15 protein-coding genes and 1 riboswitch are annotated in these 16,274 nt (G+C 72.0%); of the genes, 11 read left to right on the top strand and 4 right to left on the bottom strand.

What is annotated here, in order from left to right; translation table 11 throughout:
* Positions 1 to 207 precede the first annotated feature (207 nt).
* The gene (locus ACIG36_RS22125; RefSeq protein ID WP_399930367.1) at positions 208 to 1,014 is read left to right on the top strand and encodes a carbon-nitrogen hydrolase family protein; all 807 of its coding nucleotides are present in this window, start codon (positions 208 to 210) and stop codon (positions 1,012 to 1,014) included.
* 61 nt (positions 1,015 to 1,075) lie between these two features.
* Positions 1,076 to 2,794, top strand: a complete 1,719-nt coding sequence (locus ACIG36_RS22120) for a flavin monoamine oxidase family protein (protein WP_399930365.1) — start codon at positions 1,076 to 1,078, stop codon at positions 2,792 to 2,794.
* A 35-nt stretch (positions 2,795 to 2,829) separates the two neighbouring features.
* On the opposite strand, the gene ACIG36_RS22115 is transcribed toward ACIG36_RS22120, so the two are convergent.
* Together ACIG36_RS22115 and ACIG36_RS22110 are read right to left on the bottom strand one after the other, a co-directional pair.
* The gene (locus ACIG36_RS22115) at positions 2,830 to 3,546 is read right to left on the bottom strand and encodes a DUF5995 family protein (RefSeq protein ID WP_399930364.1); all 717 of its coding nucleotides are present in this window, start codon (positions 3,544 to 3,546) and stop codon (positions 2,830 to 2,832) included.
* A 75-nt stretch (positions 3,547 to 3,621) separates the two neighbouring features.
* Entirely contained in the window at positions 3,622 to 5,043 is a 1,422-nt protein-coding gene (locus ACIG36_RS22110) for a uracil-xanthine permease family protein (RefSeq protein WP_399930361.1), read from the bottom strand.
* A gap of 210 nt (positions 5,044 to 5,253) precedes the next feature.
* Here ACIG36_RS22110 and ACIG36_RS22105 point away from each other — a divergent pair, with 210 nt between their 5' ends.
* The gene (locus ACIG36_RS22105; RefSeq protein WP_399930358.1) at positions 5,254 to 5,961 is read left to right on the top strand and encodes a hypothetical protein; all 708 of its coding nucleotides are present in this window, start codon (positions 5,254 to 5,256) and stop codon (positions 5,959 to 5,961) included.
* Between the two features lie 66 nt (positions 5,962 to 6,027).
* On the opposite strand, the gene ACIG36_RS22100 is transcribed toward ACIG36_RS22105, so the two are convergent.
* Both ACIG36_RS22100 and ACIG36_RS22095 read right to left on the bottom strand, forming a co-directional pair.
* Complete coding sequence (locus ACIG36_RS22100; RefSeq protein WP_399930355.1) at positions 6,028 to 7,239, bottom strand: MFS transporter; 1,212 nt, start codon at positions 7,237 to 7,239, stop codon at positions 6,028 to 6,030.
* Between the two features lie 42 nt (positions 7,240 to 7,281).
* Positions 7,282 to 9,714, bottom strand: coding sequence for a chitinase C-terminal domain-containing protein (locus ACIG36_RS22095; protein WP_399930354.1), 2,433 nt, complete (start codon positions 9,712 to 9,714; stop codon positions 7,282 to 7,284).
* Between the two features lie 344 nt (positions 9,715 to 10,058).
* Positions 10,059 to 10,189: riboswitch (FMN riboswitch) on the top strand.
* A 168-nt stretch (positions 10,190 to 10,357) separates the two neighbouring features.
* Here ACIG36_RS22095 and ribD point away from each other — a divergent pair.
* From ribD to ACIG36_RS22055, 8 genes are all read left to right on the top strand, one after another.
* Entirely contained in the window at positions 10,358 to 11,485 is a 1,128-nt protein-coding gene (gene ribD / locus ACIG36_RS22090; RefSeq protein ID WP_399930351.1) for a bifunctional diaminohydroxyphosphoribosylaminopyrimidine deaminase/5-amino-6-(5-phosphoribosylamino)uracil reductase RibD, read from the top strand.
* A 1-nt stretch (position 11,486) separates the two neighbouring features.
* Positions 11,487 to 12,098 (top strand): riboflavin synthase, encoded by a 612-nt coding sequence (locus tag ACIG36_RS22085; protein ID WP_399930349.1) that lies wholly within the window; start codon positions 11,487 to 11,489, stop codon positions 12,096 to 12,098.
* Positions 12,095 to 12,754 carry a nicotinamide riboside transporter PnuC gene (locus tag ACIG36_RS22080; RefSeq protein WP_399930346.1) on the top strand — a complete coding sequence of 220 codons (660 nt, stop codon included), beginning with the start codon at positions 12,095 to 12,097 and terminating at the stop codon, positions 12,752 to 12,754. The genes ACIG36_RS22085 and ACIG36_RS22080 overlap by 4 nt, the downstream gene beginning before the upstream one ends.
* A complete protein-coding gene (locus tag ACIG36_RS22075; RefSeq protein ID WP_399930343.1) occupies positions 12,751 to 14,043 on the top strand; it encodes a bifunctional 3,4-dihydroxy-2-butanone-4-phosphate synthase/GTP cyclohydrolase II in 1,293 nt (430 codons plus the stop codon). The genes ACIG36_RS22080 and ACIG36_RS22075 overlap by 4 nt, the downstream gene beginning before the upstream one ends.
* Before the next feature lie 39 nt (positions 14,044 to 14,082).
* On the top strand, positions 14,083 to 14,568 hold the full coding sequence (ribH, locus tag ACIG36_RS22070; protein ID WP_399930340.1) for a 6,7-dimethyl-8-ribityllumazine synthase: 486 nt from the start codon (positions 14,083 to 14,085) through the stop codon (positions 14,566 to 14,568).
* A gap of 33 nt (positions 14,569 to 14,601) precedes the next feature.
* Positions 14,602 to 14,871, top strand: coding sequence for a phosphoribosyl-ATP diphosphatase (locus tag ACIG36_RS22065; protein WP_399930338.1), 270 nt, complete (start codon positions 14,602 to 14,604; stop codon positions 14,869 to 14,871).
* Between the two features lie 71 nt (positions 14,872 to 14,942).
* Positions 14,943 to 15,791: an ATP phosphoribosyltransferase gene (gene hisG, locus ACIG36_RS22060; RefSeq protein ID WP_399930335.1), complete on the top strand. Its 849-nt coding sequence runs from the start codon at positions 14,943 to 14,945 to the stop codon at positions 15,789 to 15,791.
* Positions 15,792 to 15,822: 31 nt separating this feature from the next.
* Positions 15,823 to 16,260 carry a PH domain-containing protein gene (locus ACIG36_RS22055; protein WP_399930333.1) on the top strand — a complete coding sequence of 146 codons (438 nt, stop codon included), beginning with the start codon at positions 15,823 to 15,825 and terminating at the stop codon, positions 16,258 to 16,260.
* The last annotated feature ends 14 nt before the right edge of the window (positions 16,261 to 16,274 follow it).

Raw genomic sequence — 16,274 nt, 5'->3', positions numbered from 1 at the left:
CGCGCGGCGTGCGCGTACCACGCACGCGACGCGGTCCGAGGCGAGGCCTTGCGCAACGAATCGCCGGGAAGGCGGGCAAAGGCGCAATGAATACGCCGCCTGCGCGCAACGTCGGAGCCTTGTCCGGCCAAGACGCCGGACCGTACCGTCAAGGCGTTTGACGAATGCGTGTTTGACCCACCCGTCGCCCAGTCGAAGAGGAACCGCATGACGCCGCTGCGTATCGCGCTGTACCAAGGCCCCAGCGGCGTTCCCTCCGCCATCGACGACAGCCTCGACGCGCTCTCCGCCGCCGCCCGCCGCGCCGCCGCGGCCGGTGCCCGGCTGCTGCTGACCAACGAGCTGTATCTGACCGGCTACGCGCTGGGCGACGCGAACGCCGTGCGCGACCGTGCCGAGCCCGCCGACGGGCCCGCCGCGCGGGCGGTGGCCCGGATCGCCGCCGAGCACGGCCTGGCCATCGGCTACGGCTACCCCGAGCTCGACGGCGAGGCGGTGTTCAACTCGGTCCAGCTCTTCGGCCCCGACGGCGGCCCGCTGGCGAACTACCGCAAGGCCCACCTCTTCGGCGACTACGAGACCGCCGCCTTCACCCCCGGCGCGCGGCCCGTCGTCCAGGCCGAGCTCGACGGCGTCCGCCTCGGGCTGCTGATCTGCTACGACGTCGAGTTCCCCGAGGCCGTGCGGGCCCACGCGCTGGCCGGCACCGACCTGCTGCTCGTGCCCACGGCCCTGATGCGCCCCTACGAGATCGTTCCGCAGACGATCGTGCCGGCGCGCGCGTGGGAGAGCCAGCTCTACATCGCCTACGTCAACCGCTGCGGCGACGAGGGCGACTTCACCTTCGCCGGCCTGTCCTGCCTCGCGGCGCCCGACGGAACCGTGCGGGCCAGGGCCGGCGCGGCCGAGGACCTGGTCGTCGCCGACGTGGACCCCGGGCTGCTCAAGGCCTCGCGCGCGGAGAACACCTACCTGGGCGACCGCCGCCCCGAGCTGTACACCTCGCTCACCTGACCACGGGCCGTCGCCCGCCCCCTCGCCCCACACCCCCCCTGCCAGTAGGAGAGTCCAGCCGATGACGTCCACGGTGCCCACCGCCGTCCACGACGAGCACGAGCAGGTCCAGCCCGTCGAGCCGCCGATCACCATGTTCGGCCCGGACTTCCCCTTCGCCTACGACGACTTCCTCGCCCACCCGGCGGGGCTGGGCCAGGTGCCGGCCACCGAGCACGGCACCGAGGTAGCCGTCATCGGCGGCGGGCTCTCCGGCATCATCGCCGCGTACGAGCTGATGAAGATGGGCCTCAAGCCCGTCGTCTACGAGGCGGACCAGATCGGCGGCCGGCTGCGGACCGTGGGCTTCGAGGGCTGCGCCGAGGGCGCGGGCGGCGAGCTGACGGCCGAGATGGGCGCGATGCGCTTCCCGCCGTCCTCCACCGCCTTCCAGCACTACATCGACCTGGTGGGCCTGGAGACCAAGCCGTTCCCCAACCCGCTGGCGCCCGCCACCCCCTCCACCGTCGTCGACCTCAAGGGCGAGTCCCACTACGCGGAGACGATCGACGACCTGCCGCAGGTCTACCGCGACGTGGCCCAGGCGTGGAACGCCTGCCTGGAGGAGGGCGCGGACTTCTCCGACATGAACCGCGCCATGCGCGAGCGCGATGTGCCGCGCATCCGGGAGATCTGGGCGAAGCTGGTCGAGAAGCTCGACAACCAGACCTTCTACGGCTTCCTCTGCGAGTCCGAGGCCTTCAAGTCCTTCCGGCATCGTGAGATCTTCGGCCAGGTCGGCTTCGGCACCGGCGGCTGGGACACCGACTTCCCCAACTCCATCCTGGAGATCCTCCGCGTCGTCTACACCGAGGCCGACGACCACCACCGCGGCATCGTCGGCGGCAGCCAGCAGCTGCCGCTGCGCCTGTGGGAGCGCGAGCCGGAGAAGATCGTCCACTGGGCGCCGGGCACCTCGCTGTCCTCGCTGCACGGCGGCACCCCCCGCCCGGCCGTGACCCGCCTGCACCGCACCGCGGGCAACCGCATCACGGTCACCGACGCCACCGGAGACATCCGCACGTACAAGGCGGCCATCTTCACCGCGCAGTCCTGGATGCTGCTGTCCAAGATCGCGTGCGACGACTCGCTGTTCCCCATCGACCACTGGACGGCGATGGAGCGCACGCACTACATGGAGTCGTCCAAGCTGTTCGTCCCGGTGGACCGGCCGTTCTGGCTGGACAAGGATGCCGAGACGGGCCGGGACGTGATGTCGATGACGCTCACCGACCGGATGACGCGCGGCACCTACCTGCTGGACGACGGGCCGGACAAGCCCGCCGTGATCTGCCTGTCCTACACCTGGTGCGACGACAGCCTCAAGTGGCTGCCGCTGTCGGCGAACGAGCGTCTGGAGGTCATGCTCAAGTCGCTCGGCGAGATCTACCCCAAGGTCGACATCCGCAAGCACATCATCGGCAACCCGGTGACGATCTCCTGGGAGAACGAGCCCTACTTCATGGGCGCGTTCAAGGCCAACCTGCCGGGCCACTACCGCTACCAGCGGCGCCTGTTCACCCACTTCATGCAGGACCGCCTGCCCGAGGACAAGCGCGGCATCTTCCTCGCGGGTGACGACATCTCCTGGACGGCCGGCTGGGCCGAGGGTGCCGTGCAGACCGCGCTCAACGCGGTGTGGGGCGTCATGCACCAGTTCGGCGGCGGCACGGACGCCACCAACCCCGGGCCGGGCGACGTCTACGACGAGATCGCGCCCGTCGAGCTGCCGGAGGACTGATGCCGCCGGGCGGCGCGCGTACGTCCGTACGCGCGTCAGCCCAGCGGTGTGAGCAGACACCGGCCCACCATCCCCACGCTCGCGTCGACGCGGTCGGTGAGCTCCTCCGTCAGGTCGGGCAGCGCCCGCAGCGCCCACAGCGCGCGGAACGAGGCCCAGGCCGCGTTCCGCGCGGCCTCGAGGGTCCACGAGCCGACCAGGTGGGTGAGCGGATCGGCCACGTCCAGGATGTCGGGGCCGGGCATCAGCTCCTCCCGGATGCGCTCCTCCATGGCGACCAGCAGCGCGCCGATCCGGTTGAAGTCGCCCTCCAGGGCGCGCGGTTCGAGGCCGCGGGCCCGGCAGGTGTCGGCGAGGGCCAGGGCCAGGTCGTGGCCGATGTGGGCGTTGATCCCCGCCAGCGCGAACTGCAGGGGCTGGACGGCGGGGTGGCCCCGCAGCTGGAACAGCGGCCGCCAGCAGGCCGGCGGCCGCCGGCCCGCGGCCGCCTGGTCGACGGCGTGCAGATAGCGCCGGGCGAAGCGCACGTCCAGCTCGGCGGCCGCCGCCCGGTCGCCGAAGCCGCCCGCCGTCACCCGGCGGGCGACCTCCTGTGTGACCGCCAGGTAGACGCGGTTGAAGACGGCGACGCCGTCCCTCGGCGGCAGCCCGGCCTCCAGAGCCCGCATCCGCGCCAGCACCCAGTCGATGCCGGCGGGATCCGCCGACCGTACCCCTGCCCCTGCCCCTGCCCCTGCCCCCGCCCTCGTCATATGCACAGAGTGACAGCTGAACACGGAGCGTAGGCGGCCCGCCTGGGTATTTAGCCCGAACGGGTGAACGGTTCGTCAGGCTCCGCGCGGGGCCGTGCCCTTGTCCTCGCCGGTGCCCTCGACGGCCGCGTCGTCGTAGCCGCTGGTGCCCTCGTCCAGCAGCGGTTCCTGCTCCTTGAGGTGGGCCGGGGCCAGGGCGCCCAGTGCGTGGTAACCGGTGATCACCACGATCGTGCCCAGCGCGATGCCGCCCAGCTCGAAGTTCTCGCTGAACTTCAGGCTCACCCCGCCCACGCCGATGATGATGCCCGCCGCGACCGGCACCAGGTTCAGCGGATTGCGCAGGTCGACCTTGTTGTGCACCCAGATCTGCGCGCCCAGCAGGCCGATCATGCCGTAGAGGATCACGGTGATGCCGCCCAGCACCCCGCCCGGGATGGCCGCGACGACCGCGCCGAACTTCGGGCAGAGGCCGAAGAGCAGCGCGAACCCGGCCGCGGCCCAGTAGGCGGCGGTGGAGTAGACCCGGGTGGCCGCCATGACGCCGATGTTCTCGGAGTACGTGGTGTTGGCGGGGCCGCCGACGGCGGTGGAGAGCACCGTCGCCGCGCCGTCCGCGGCGATCGCGGTGCCCAGCTGGTCGTCCAGCCGGTCGCCCGTCATCTCGCCGACCGCCTTGACGTGCCCGGCGTTCTCCGCGATCAGCGCGATGACCACCGGCAGCGCCACCAGCGCCGCCGACCAGCCGAAGCTCGGCGTGTGCAGCGAGGGCAGGCCGATCCAGTCCGCCTTGCCCACCCCGGACAGGTCCAGTCGCCAGTGGTCGACGGCCTCCGTGCCGCCGTGCACCGAGTGGATCTTCCCGAAGACCCGGTCCAGGACCCAGGAGAGCACATAGCCGAAGACCAGCCCGAGGAAGATCGCGACCCGCGACCAGAAGCCCCGCAGGCACACCACCGCGAGCCCGGTGAAGAGCATCGTCAGCAACGCCGTCCACTGGTCCTGCGGCCAGTACGTGCTCGCCGTCACCGGCGCCAGGTTGAAGCCGATCAGCATCACGACCGCGCCGGTCACCACCGGCGGCATCGTCGCGTGAATGATCCGCGCGCCGAACCTCCGCACCGCCAGACCGCTCAGGAACAGCACCGCGCCGACGACGAGGATCGCGCCGGTGACCGCCGCGCTGTCCCCGCCCTGCGCCCGGATGATCGCGGCGACCCCGACGAACGAGAGGCTGCAGCCCAGATAGCTGGGCACCCGTCCCCGGGTCGCCAGCAGGAACAGGATCGTGGCGACGCCCGACATCATGATGGCGAGGTTCGGGTCGAGCCCCATCAGCACGGGCGCCACGAACGACGCGCCGAACATTGCGACCACGTGCTGGGCGCCCAGGCCCGCGGTCCTCGGCCACGAGAGCCGCTCATCCGGTCTGACGACGGCTCCGGGGGCGGGGGTGCGCCCGTCGCCGTGCAGGGTCCAGCGGACGCCGAGGCCCATGGCTGCTCCCAATATGTTCGCGTTGTGGTGATCCGGACCATGCTAAGCCGGGCCGGACGGTGCTCCTCGCCGTCCGGGGCGGGCCGGCACGTTGCTGCGATCGGCGCAATAAACACCTCGTAGGGCTGTATGGCCAGACGCACCGGCTGTTTATCAGTTCATGCGAGGTATGTGTCCGGTGTCCGATTTCCTGCAATTCAGGAGACACACATGCGTAACCTCGTCGGCCGCACAGCGGCCGCCGCGTTCATCGCCGGCGCAACCATCATTCCGCTCGCCGGAGTGGCTCAGGCCGCGCCGCAGATCGCGTCGGGCGCCCAGACCTCGAGCTGGGACGACGACCACGACCGAGGCCGTGACCGCGGCCGCGACCGGGACTGCGACCGCGACAAGGGCCGCGACCGTGACAAGGGCCGCGACAAGGACAAGGACAAGAACAAGGGCCGCGACAAGGACAAGGGCCGCGACCGCGACCGTTACGACCGCGACCGTGACCGGGACTGCGACCGAGGCCGCGACCGTGACCGCTACGACCGGGACCGGGACTGCGACCGTGGGCGTCACCACGACCGGGACCGGGACTGCGACCGCGGGCGTCACCACTACGACCGGGACGACTGCGACCACGGCCGCCGCCACGGCGGCTACGGGCACCACAACAACGGCTGGAACCACAACAACGGCCACAGCTTCAGCGGCATCTTCATCGGCAAGTGGAAGAACCACGGCGGTTGGGGCTGGGGTGGCCACAACAACGGTTGGGGTGGCTGGGGCCACAACAACGGTTGGGGCAACCACAACGACGACTGCGGCGGCAAGTGGGGCGGTTGGGGCGGCCACAACGGCCACCACAACGGCGGCCACGACGACTGCAACGGTCACGGCGGCCACCACGGCGGCGGCCACTGGTGGTTCTGACCTGACGCACCGCGCCTGACGGTCCCCCTCCACCGCGGGCCGTGCCCGACCCCCTCGGGGTCCGGGTCACGGCCCGCGGCGGCGCGTCCGCTCCGGCAGCGGAACGGAGCGGCGCGGCTCCGCCGGGGAACCCAGCAGACCCGCCCCCGCCACCAGCCCCGTCGCCAGCGCGGTCACCAGGGCGAAGGACACCACCAGCGAGGTGGCCCCCGCGATCTGCCCGATGGCGGCCGGCGCCACCAGCGCCGAGGAATAGACGATGGTCGCCACGCCCGCGATGGCCTGGTCCGGCCGCGGCCCGCTGCGCCCGGCCGCCGCGAAGGCGAGCGGCACGACCACCGCGACCCCCACGCCCAGCAGGCCGAACCCGGCGATGACGGAGGCCGGGCCGCCCGAGGCGACGACCAGGGCGCCGCCGAGAACCGCCACCACTCCGCTCGCACGGACGGTGAGCACCGGCCCGTAGCGCCGCACCACCGCGTCGCCCGCGAACCGGGCCAGGGCCATCGCACAGGCGAACGCCGTGGTGCAGGCGGCCGCCACGCCCGGGGCGGAGCCGATGACATCGCGCAGGTAGACCGCCGACCAGTCCAGGCTCGCCCCCTCGGCGAAGACCGCGCAGAAGCCGACCGCCCCGATCGCCAGCGCCGGGCGCGGCGGCAGCGCGAAGCGCGGCGGCGGACGCTCGCCGGCCGCCGTGCGCAGGTCGAGCACCCCCTGGCAGGCGACCGTGCCGAGCAGGACGAGCGCGCCCGCCGCGATCCCGAGGTGGACGCGGGCGTCGGTGCCGGCGTGCGCGGCGAGCGTGCCCGCCGCCGATCCGGCGAGCCCGCCCGCGCTCCACATGCCGTGCAGCCCCGACATGATCGAGCGGCCCAGCCGCTCCTCGGTCCGCACGCCGAGCGCGTTCATGGCCACGTCCGCCATCCCGGACGTGGCCCCGTACACCGCGAGCGCCGCGCAGAAGGCGATCATGCCGGGGGCGAGGGCGGGCAGCACCAGGGACGCGCACCACAGGGCGAGCAGGACGCGCAACGCCGCCCGCGTCCCGAGACGGTGACCGACCCGCCCCGCGAGCGGCATCGCCAGGGACGCGCCGATCGCGGGGCAGACGAGCGCGAGGCCGAGCAGGCCGGAGCCGATGCCCACGTGCTCCTGGAGCCAGGGGATGCGGGTGGCGAAGTTGCCGGTGACCGCGCCGTGCACGGCGAAGACCGCTGATATCGCGATCCGTGCCCGGCGCAGCCCGGCGTCCGTCGGCCCGGTGTTCCCGCTCATGCCGCTCCCGTCCGCCGTCCGGCCCCTGTTCCTTTCAGTGCATCAGCAGGTGCCCTGGTCCTGCCAGACCCCCCACTCGCCGGTGGAGCCGGGCTCCTCGCCCCGGGTCCACCACTTGGCCTTCCAGGTGTGGCTCTTCCAGGAGACGGTGGCGCCGCCGTTGTAGGCGGCCGTCGCGTCCCAGGACGGCGCGGCGCAGGTGCCGCCGGTGGGGGTGCCGGTCGGGGTTCCGGTCGGCGTGGACGTGGGCGTGGACGTGGGCGTGGACGTGGGCGTGGACGTCGGTGTCGCAGTGGGGGTCGGGGTGGGCGTGGCGCCGCCCGGGTCGACCACCGTGGTGCCGCGGGCCAGGTCGCCCGCCAGGGCGTACGTCCGGCCGCCGAAGCCGACCGTCCAGTTGGAGGGCGTGGAGGTCGGCAGGTAGTAGACGAAGTCGATGACCGCCGTGGCGCCGGGCGCCAGCGGCTGCGAGGCGGGCAGCTTCACCGAGACCCGGTTGTAGTCGCCCTTGAGGCCGCCGATGTTGTTCGCGGCGGTGTGGTCGGAGCGGACGACCTTCAGGCCCCAGCCCGACTGGTCCTTGGCGTTGCCGGGTGCGGAGTTGGCGTAGTCGAACTGGAACTCGGCGCCGCCGGGGACGGTGGTCCTGGTGTTGTTGGTGATGCGGATCTTGGGGTTGATGGGGTAGTTGGAGTCGCCGAGCGGGAAGTCGGTGAAGCTCACGCCGAGGTCGAGCGCCTGGCTGGGCACCTCGGTCGTCGCCCGCTTCGCGCCGTAGGCGGGGGCGGAGCGGAACGCGTCGTACAGGGCGGTGGTGAGCGTGGAGCCCGGCTCGTACTGGCCCTTGCCCGCGTTCCAGCCGTAGTCGCCCGCCAGCTCCCAGATCATGGTGCCGCCGAGGCCCTTGTCCACGACGTACTGGGCCTTGGCCTTCACCGACTGCTCGTCCTCGGTGGAGAGGAAGACCTTCTTCTCGGCGTTCCACAGCCAGGGGGCGGTCAGCGTGGCGTCGTAGTGCCGGGCGTAGGTGCCGGTGAGCTTGGTGCCGGCGGGGAAGCCGTACCGGTCGGCGTAGTCGCCGACGACGCCCTTCTCCAGGTTCTTCGCGTGCCACATCGGGTTGGACCCGGCGGGCGACTCCTTGCCGGCGTCGTCCTTGTCGTGCCAGAGGTTGTCGATGCCCACGGCGCCGTCACCACACGTCGTCAGGCCCGAGCCGGCGGGACAGTTCGTCGTCTTCGCGGTGCCCCACAGGCCGTTGCCGCCGCCGGTGACGTTCTTCCAGCCGCGGGTGTAGTACGGCAGGCCGAGGTTGACGCGGCCGGGCGGCAGGGCGCCCCGGAAGTAGTGGTAGGACCAGTCGCCGTTGAGGTAGCCGGTGCCGCCGTACTGGGCGGTGGTGTAGACGCCCCACTTGGCGAGTTCGGCGTCCTTTCCGTCGTCGTACAGGGCCGCGTTGGGGCCGACGAATTCGTTCCAGGCGCCGTGCAGGTCGTAGGACATGACGTTGACGTAGTCCAGGTACTTGGTGCTCCGGTACGTCTCCATGCCGCGCAGCAGATAGCCGGAGGAGGGGGCGGCGACCGAGAGCAGGTAGTGCTTGCCGTCGGCGGCGCCGGCCCGGTCGAGCTTTTCGCGCAGCGTCTTCATGAGCGCCGCGTAGCCCTTGTTGAGCCCGCCGCGCCGGGCGTTGGCCAGGGCCCAGTCCTTGGGGTTCCCGGCGTCCTTCATCGAGGTCGGGTACTCGTAGTCGATGTCGACGCCGTTGAATCCGTACTTCTTGACGAACGCGACGGCGGAATCCGCGAAGGTGTCGATCCCGGCCTGGTTGACGGATCCGTCGGCATTCGTCGCCGTTTTGTAGAAGCCGCCGGAGTCGACGCGCCTGCCGTTCTCGTCGATGTAGCCGCCGGTCTCCGCCCAGCCGCCGACGGATATCAGCGTCTTCACCTGCGGATGCTTTTTCTTGTAGGTGTTCAGCAGGTTGAAGTGGCCCTTGTAGGGGAGGGCCGGGTCCATTTCCGCGCCCGGTGTGCCGGGCCAGGTCATTCCGGTCGCCGGATTGTTCGGGCCGTCCGCGCCGACGGATATTTTGTCGTCGGGTCCGACGTGTGCGAAGGCGTAATTGAGGTGGGTGACCTTGTCCCAGGGGATGTCTGAGGCGAGATAGGCGGGGGTGCCGTCCTTGCCGGTGCGCCAGCCGGTGAAGTAGCCGATGACGCGGCGCTGGTGGTCGGTGCCCATCTTCTCGCGCCCGGCGCTGTCGTAGACCGAACAGTAGGGGACGTCGACGCCCGGTGTGGCGTACAGGCCGTCCGGCCGGCAGGCGGCGTGGTCCTCGGCCTGCGAGGCGGTCGCGGAGAGCGTGCCGGCCAGCAGGCCGGCCAGCGCGGTGCCCACCGACACGAGGGCGACGCTCCCGCGCAGGCGGGGCCGGCCGGGTCTGTTTCCGGTGGGGTGATCGGTGGTGCTCATGCGGGACAACACGTTCGGGTTCCTCCAGTGGGGGGCTCATGAATGAGCGATGCGGGGGTGTGCGACGTGCTGTGGCCCGTGGTGCGCGCGCACCGGCGGGCCGTGCTCCTCGGAGGTGTGGCAGAGGTTAAGAGGACTAGACCAGTGCGTCAATAGGTACGGACCAACTGCGCGACGGCGTTCCGGGCCGGGGTGCGCGAGTGGCGGATGTGAGCCCGCGCACTCTGTCAAGTCCCCGTGGACACCGCGGCGCCGTCCGTCGTACGCTCGGACACGTCGGAGCTGCGGAATTCGAAGAATCCGCAGGTCAGACACCTAGTACCGTAAAATTGATCCAATTTACGCAGCGCACTCCGGGGTCGGTGAAAGTCCGAACCGGCGGTTACAGTCCGCGACCCGACCGCAACCAGCGGCCGGTTGACCAGGTGAAATTCCTGGACCGACGGTTAAAGTCCGGATGGGAGGCAGTGCGCGGCGGGCACGCATCGGCACACCGTCACAGGTGGCGCGGAAGCGGGCGGCCCCTCGTGGCACCCCCGTATCCGTACCCCTCCGGCGTGATCCACCGTTGCGGCGTACCCGCTCATCGTCGTCCCGTACGACGGCCCCGGAGTCCGTGCCCCGAAGAGGCAGGAGGACCCCGGTGGCCACCGCTACCGAAGCAGAGGCGATGCGACGCGCCATCGCGCTCGCCGCCCGCGCCCTCGGCTCCACCAGCCCCAACCCCGTCGTCGGCTGCGTCCTCCTGGACGAGCGGGGCCGGACCATCGGCGAAGGCCTGCACCGCCGCGCCGGCGCCCCGCATGCCGAGATCGACGCCCTGCGCGCCGCCACCGAGGCCGGCCACGACGTCCGCGGCGCCACCGCCGTCGTCACCCTGGAGCCCTGCGACCACACCGGCCGCACCGGCCCCTGCTCCCAGGCCCTCGTCGACGCGGGCATCGCCCGCGTCGTCTACGCCGTGGCCGACCCCAACCCCGACGCGTCCGGCGGCGCGGCCACCCTCGCCGCGGCGGGCGTCGACGTCGAGGGCGGGCTGCTCGCCGACCCGGCCGCCGCCGGCAACGCCGCCTGGCTCACCTCCGTCCTGCACCGGCGCCCCTTCGTGGTCTGGAAGTACGCCGCCACCCTCGACGGGCGCAGCGCCGCCGCCGACGGCACCAGCCGCTGGATCTCCTCGCCCGAGTCCCGCGCCGACGTCCACCGGCTGCGCGCCGAGGCCGACGCCGTCGTCGTCGGCTCCGGCACCCTGCGCGCCGACGACCCCCACCTGGCCGTACGCGGCCGGGACGGGGTCACCCAGCCGCTGCGCGTCGTCGTCGACACCCACGCCACCGTCAAGCCCGGCGCCCGGATCCTGGACGACGCCGCCCCCACCCTCGTCGCCGTCGCCGAGGACGCCGACACCGCCCACCTGGCGGGCGTCGAGACCGTACGGCTGCCCCGCGCCCGCGGCGGCACCGGCCTGGACGTCACCGCCCTGCTCGCCGCCCTGCGCGAACGCGACGTGTGCTCGGTCCTGCTGGAGGGCGGCTCCACGCTCGCCGGCGCCTTCCTGGCCGCGAACGCCGTCGACCGGGTCGTCGGCTACCTCGCCCCCGCCCTGCTCGGCGCCGGCCCGGCCGTCCTCGGCCACGCCGGAATCGGCACGATCGCCCAGGCGTTGCGCCTGGACATCACCGACGTCGCCCGGCTGGGCCCCGACCTGCGGATCACCGCCACCCCCCACGCCACCCTTCCCGCCCCCGCCAACGCCCCCGAGGAGAACTGACGTGTTCACCGGAATCGTCGAAGAACTGGGCGAGGTCGTCGCCGTCGAGAAGCTCGACGACGCCTCCCGCTTCCGGCTGCGCGGCCCGCTCGTCACCCAGGACGCCAAGCACGGCGACTCGATCGCCGTCAACGGCGTCTGCCTGACCGTCGTCGAGACCGCCGACGGCGAGTTCACGGCCGACGTGATGGCCGAGTCGCTCAACCGCTCCAGCCTCGGCGCCCTCGTCCCCGGCTCCCGCGTCAACCTCGAGCGCCCCATGGCACTGGGCGGACGCCTCGGCGGCCACCTCGTCCAGGGCCACGTGGACGGCACCGGCACCGTCGTCGAGCGCCGGCCCGCCGAGCACTGGGAGATCGTCAGGATCGCCCTGCCGGCCGGCCTCGCCCGCTACGTCGTGGAGAAGGGCTCCATCACCGTCGACGGCATCAGCCTCACCGTCGTCGAGGCCGGCGACGACTGGTTCACCGTCAGCCTCATCCCCACCACCCTCGACCTCACCACGCTCGGCATCAAGCAGCCCGGCGACCCGGTCAACCTCGAGGTGGACGTCCTCGCCAAGTACGTCGAGCGGCTGCTCGGCGACCGGGCCGGCGGGGAGAGCGCCGCATGAGCGCCCTCGACTGGCTCAACGCGCAGGCGTTCACGGCCTTCGGACAGCACGTCATCTGGTCCGACATGATCGGCAACTCCGTCGGCCTGGCCGCCCTCGCCCTCGGCTGGCGCCGCTCGATATGGACCTGGCCCGCCCAGTTCCTCTCCGGCGTCATCCTCGTCGCCGCCTACGCCTCCGCCCACCTCAGCGGCGGCATCGGCAAGCAGCTCCTCGTCATCGGCGTGGCGCTGTGGGGCTGGCGGCAGTGGACGCGCGGCAGGCGCAGCGCCCAGGACGGCTCCATCGCCATCCGCTTCGCCACCTGGCGCGAACGCGTCCTGCTGCTCGCCGGCACCGCCCTCGGCACCCTCGCCGTGGGCACCCTGTTCACCGCCGTGCCCGAGCTGTCCTGGAACCCCTGGCCGGACGCCTACATCTTCGTCGGCACCCTCGCCGCGATGGTCGCCCAGGCCCGCGGCCTGGTCGAGTTCTGGTTCGCCTGGCTGCTCGTCGACGTGGTCGGCGTCCCGCTCGCCTTCGACAGCGGGCTCGCCTTCTCCGGCCTCGTCTACCTCGTCTATCTCGCCCTCGTCCTGTGGGGCATGCGCGACTGGTGGCTGCGTTCCCGCGCCCGCCTGGAGTCCGCGTCCGTTGCGGAAGGAGTAACGGCATGACCGCCGTGCAGAGCTGGTACGAGACCGGGGGCGACGCCGACGTGCTGACCCTCGACCCGGTCGAGCGCGCCATCGCCGACATCGCGGCCGGCCGGCCCGTCGTCGTCGTGGACGACGCCGACCGCGAGAACGAGGGCGACCTCGTCGTCGCCGCCGAGAAGGTCACCACCGAGATCGTGGCCTTCATGATGAGCGAGTGCCGCGGCCTGATCTGCGTGCCCATGGAGGAGCCGGACATCGACCGGCTCGACCTGCCCCAGATGGTCCAGCGCAACACCGAGTCGATGCGCACCGCCTTCACCGTCTCCGTCGACGCCTCCCGCGCCCACGGCACCGACACCGGCATCTCCGCCGCCGACCGCGCCACCACCATCCGGCTGCTGGCCGACCCCGCCGCCGTCCCCGGCGACTTCGTCCGCCCCGGACACGTCTTCCCGCTGCGCGCCAAGCCCGGCGGCGTCCTGGTCCGCAACGGCCACACCGAGGCCGGCGTCGACCTCGCCCGCCTCGCCGGGCTGCGCCCGGCCGCCGCGATCGTGGAGATCGCCGGCGAGGACGGCGCCATGCTGCGCCTGCCCGAGCTGGTCCCCTTCGCCCGCAAGCACGGCCTGTCGATCATCTCCATCGAGGACCTGATCGCCTACCGCCGCTCCGCCGAGCCCACCGTGCGGCGCGAGGCCGAGACCCGCCTGCCCACCGCCTTCGGCGAGTTCCGCGCCTACGGCTACCGCTCCACCGTCGACGGCGTCGAGCACATCGCGCTCGTCGCGGGTGACCTCGGCGACGGCGACGACGTCCTGGTGCGCGTCCACTCCGAATGCCTGACCGGCGACGTCTTCGCCTCGCTGCGCTGCGACTGCGGCCCCCAGCTGCACGCCTCCCTGGACCGCATCGCCACCGAGGGCCGCGGCGTCGTCCTCTACCTGCGCGGCCACGAGGGCCGCGGCATCGGCCTGCTGCCCAAGCTGCGCGCCTACGAGCTCCAGGAGGACGGGCGTGACACCCTCGACGCCAACCTCGAGCTGGGCCTGCCCGCCGACGCCCGCGACTACGCCGCCGGCGCGCGCATCCTCGCCGACCTCGGCGTGCGCTCGCTGCGCCTGCTGACCAACAACCCCGACAAGACCGCCGCCCTGGTACGGCACGGACTCGAGGTCACCGGCCGCGAGCCCATGCCCGTCCAGGCCGGCGAGCACAACCTGCGCTACCTGCGGACCAAGCGCGACCGCATGGGCCACGACCTGCCCTGGCTGGACACCGACCAGGTGTCCGCCTGCGGCAACCAGTGAGCAACCAGTGATCACCACACCGACCGAGGAGACAACGACGTGAGCGGCAAGGGCGCCCCCGAGCTGAGTGTGAAGAACTGCCAGGACCTGCGGGTGGCCGTGATCGCCGCGCAGTGGCACGAGAAGGTCATGGACGGACTCGTCGACGGCTCCCTGCGGGCCCTGCACGAGCTGGGCATCGACGAGCCGACCCTGCTGCGCGTGCCCGGCAGCTGGGAGCTCCCGGTCGTGGCCAAGGTCCTGGCCGGCCGCGGCTACGACGCGATCGTCGCCCTCGGCGTCGTCATCCGCGGCGGCACCCCGCACTTCGACTACGTGTGCCAGGGCGTCACCGACGGCCTGACCAAGGTCTCCGTCGACACCGGCGTCCCGGTCGGCTTCGGCGTACTGACCTGCGACACCGAGGAGCAGGCCCTGGACCGCGCCGGACTGGAGGGCTCGGCCGAGGACAAGGGCCACGAGGCGGTCACCGCGGCCGTCGCCACCGCGATGATCCTCCGTTCGGTGTCCGAGCCCTGGCACTGACACCGGGCGCGGACCCCGTAGGCTAGGGCCACCATGTACAGGAAGACGTTCGAGGAGCTCTTCGCCGAGCTCCAGCAGAAGGCCTCCGGCGACCCGGCCACCTCTCGCACCGCCGAACTGGTGGGCAAGGGCGTCCATGCCATCGGCAAGAAGGTCGTCGAGGAGGCGGCCGAGGTGTGGATGGCCGCCGAGTACGAGGGCGCCGAGGCCACCGCCGAGGAGATCTCCCAGCTGCTGTACCACCTGCAGGTGATGATGGTGGCCCGGGGGATCTCCCTGGACGACGTATACGCTCATCTCTGACCGGCACCACCGCACCGTCAGTACTGCCCGTCAACCGGCACCACAACCCAAGCACAAAGGAAACCGACCTCATGCTGCGCATCGCCGTACCCAACAAGGGTTCTCTCTCCGAGCCTGCGGCGGCGATGCTCCATGAGGCCGGCTACCGCCAGCGCAAGGACCGCAGGGAACTCGTCCTCGTCGACGCCGAGAACGAGGTCGAGTTCTTCTTCCTGCGCCCCCGCGACATCGCGGTCTACGTCGGCTCCGGCAAGCTCGACATCGGCATCACCGGCCGCGACCTGCTCCTCGACTCCGGCTCCCAGGCCGAGGAGATCATGCAGCTCGGCTTCGCCGGCTCCACCTTCCGCTACGCCACCCGCCCGGGGACCGCGAAGGACGTCAGCGAGTTCGGCGGCATGACGATCGCCACCTCCTTCGCCGGCCTGGTCACCAAGCACCTCGCCGACAACGGCGTGGACGCCGCCGTCGTCCACCTCGACGGCGCCGTCGAGACCGCCATCCAGCTGGGCGTCGCCGAGGTCATCGCGGACGTCGTGGAGACCGGCACCACCCTGCGCAACGCCGGCCTCGAGGTCATCGGCGAGCCGATCCTCACCTCCGAGGCCGTCGTCATCCGCCGGCACGGCGCGCCCGCCGACGACCCCAAGGTCCAGCAGTTCCTCCGCCGGATGCAGGGCGTCCTGGTCGCCCGCCGCTACGTGATGATGGACTACGACATCCGCGTCGAGCAGGTCGAGCGCGCCGTCGCCCTCACCCCGGGCCTGGAGTCCCCGACCGTCTCCCCGCTGCACCACGAGGGCTGGGTCGCGGTCCGCTCGATGGTCCCCGCGCGGGACGCCCAGCGCATCATGGACGAGCTCTACGAGCTCGGCGCCCGCGCCATCCTCACCACCGGCATCCACGCCTGCCGCCTCTGACCCGTCGGTCCGCATGCCAGAAGAGACACCCATGCCCGAGCTGCCCGTCACCTTCCGGCCGACCCGTACCCGGGTCGTGCTGCTGTCCATCGGCGTGATGCTGCTGGTCGTCCTCACCGTGATGTCGCTGCTGCTGCAGACGTTCACCACCGGGGACCGGATCACCTTCATCTGCACCGGGCTGCTCGGCCTGGGCGTCCTCTCCCTGCTCAGCCGCCCCAAGGTCGTCGCCACCGAGGACGGCGTGACCGTCACCAACCTCACCACGGTCCGCCGCCTGGCCTGGGCCCAGATCGTGCGGGTCAACCTGCGCGTCGGCGACTCCTGGGTCCACCTCGACCTCGCCGACGGCACCAGCCTGCCGGCCATGGGCATCCAGACCGGCATCGCCAAACAGCGGGCCATCGCCGACGCCCGCGCCCTGCGGGCGCTGGTCGAGGCGCACGGCACGGGCCGGTCGTCGACCTGAATCGCCGTCGCTCC

Source organism: Streptomyces sp. NPDC053048, from assembly GCF_044547045.1.
Classification (GTDB): Bacteria; Actinomycetota; Actinomycetes; order Streptomycetales; family Streptomycetaceae; genus Streptomyces.
This window is presented reverse-complemented; position numbering and strand designations above follow the sequence as displayed.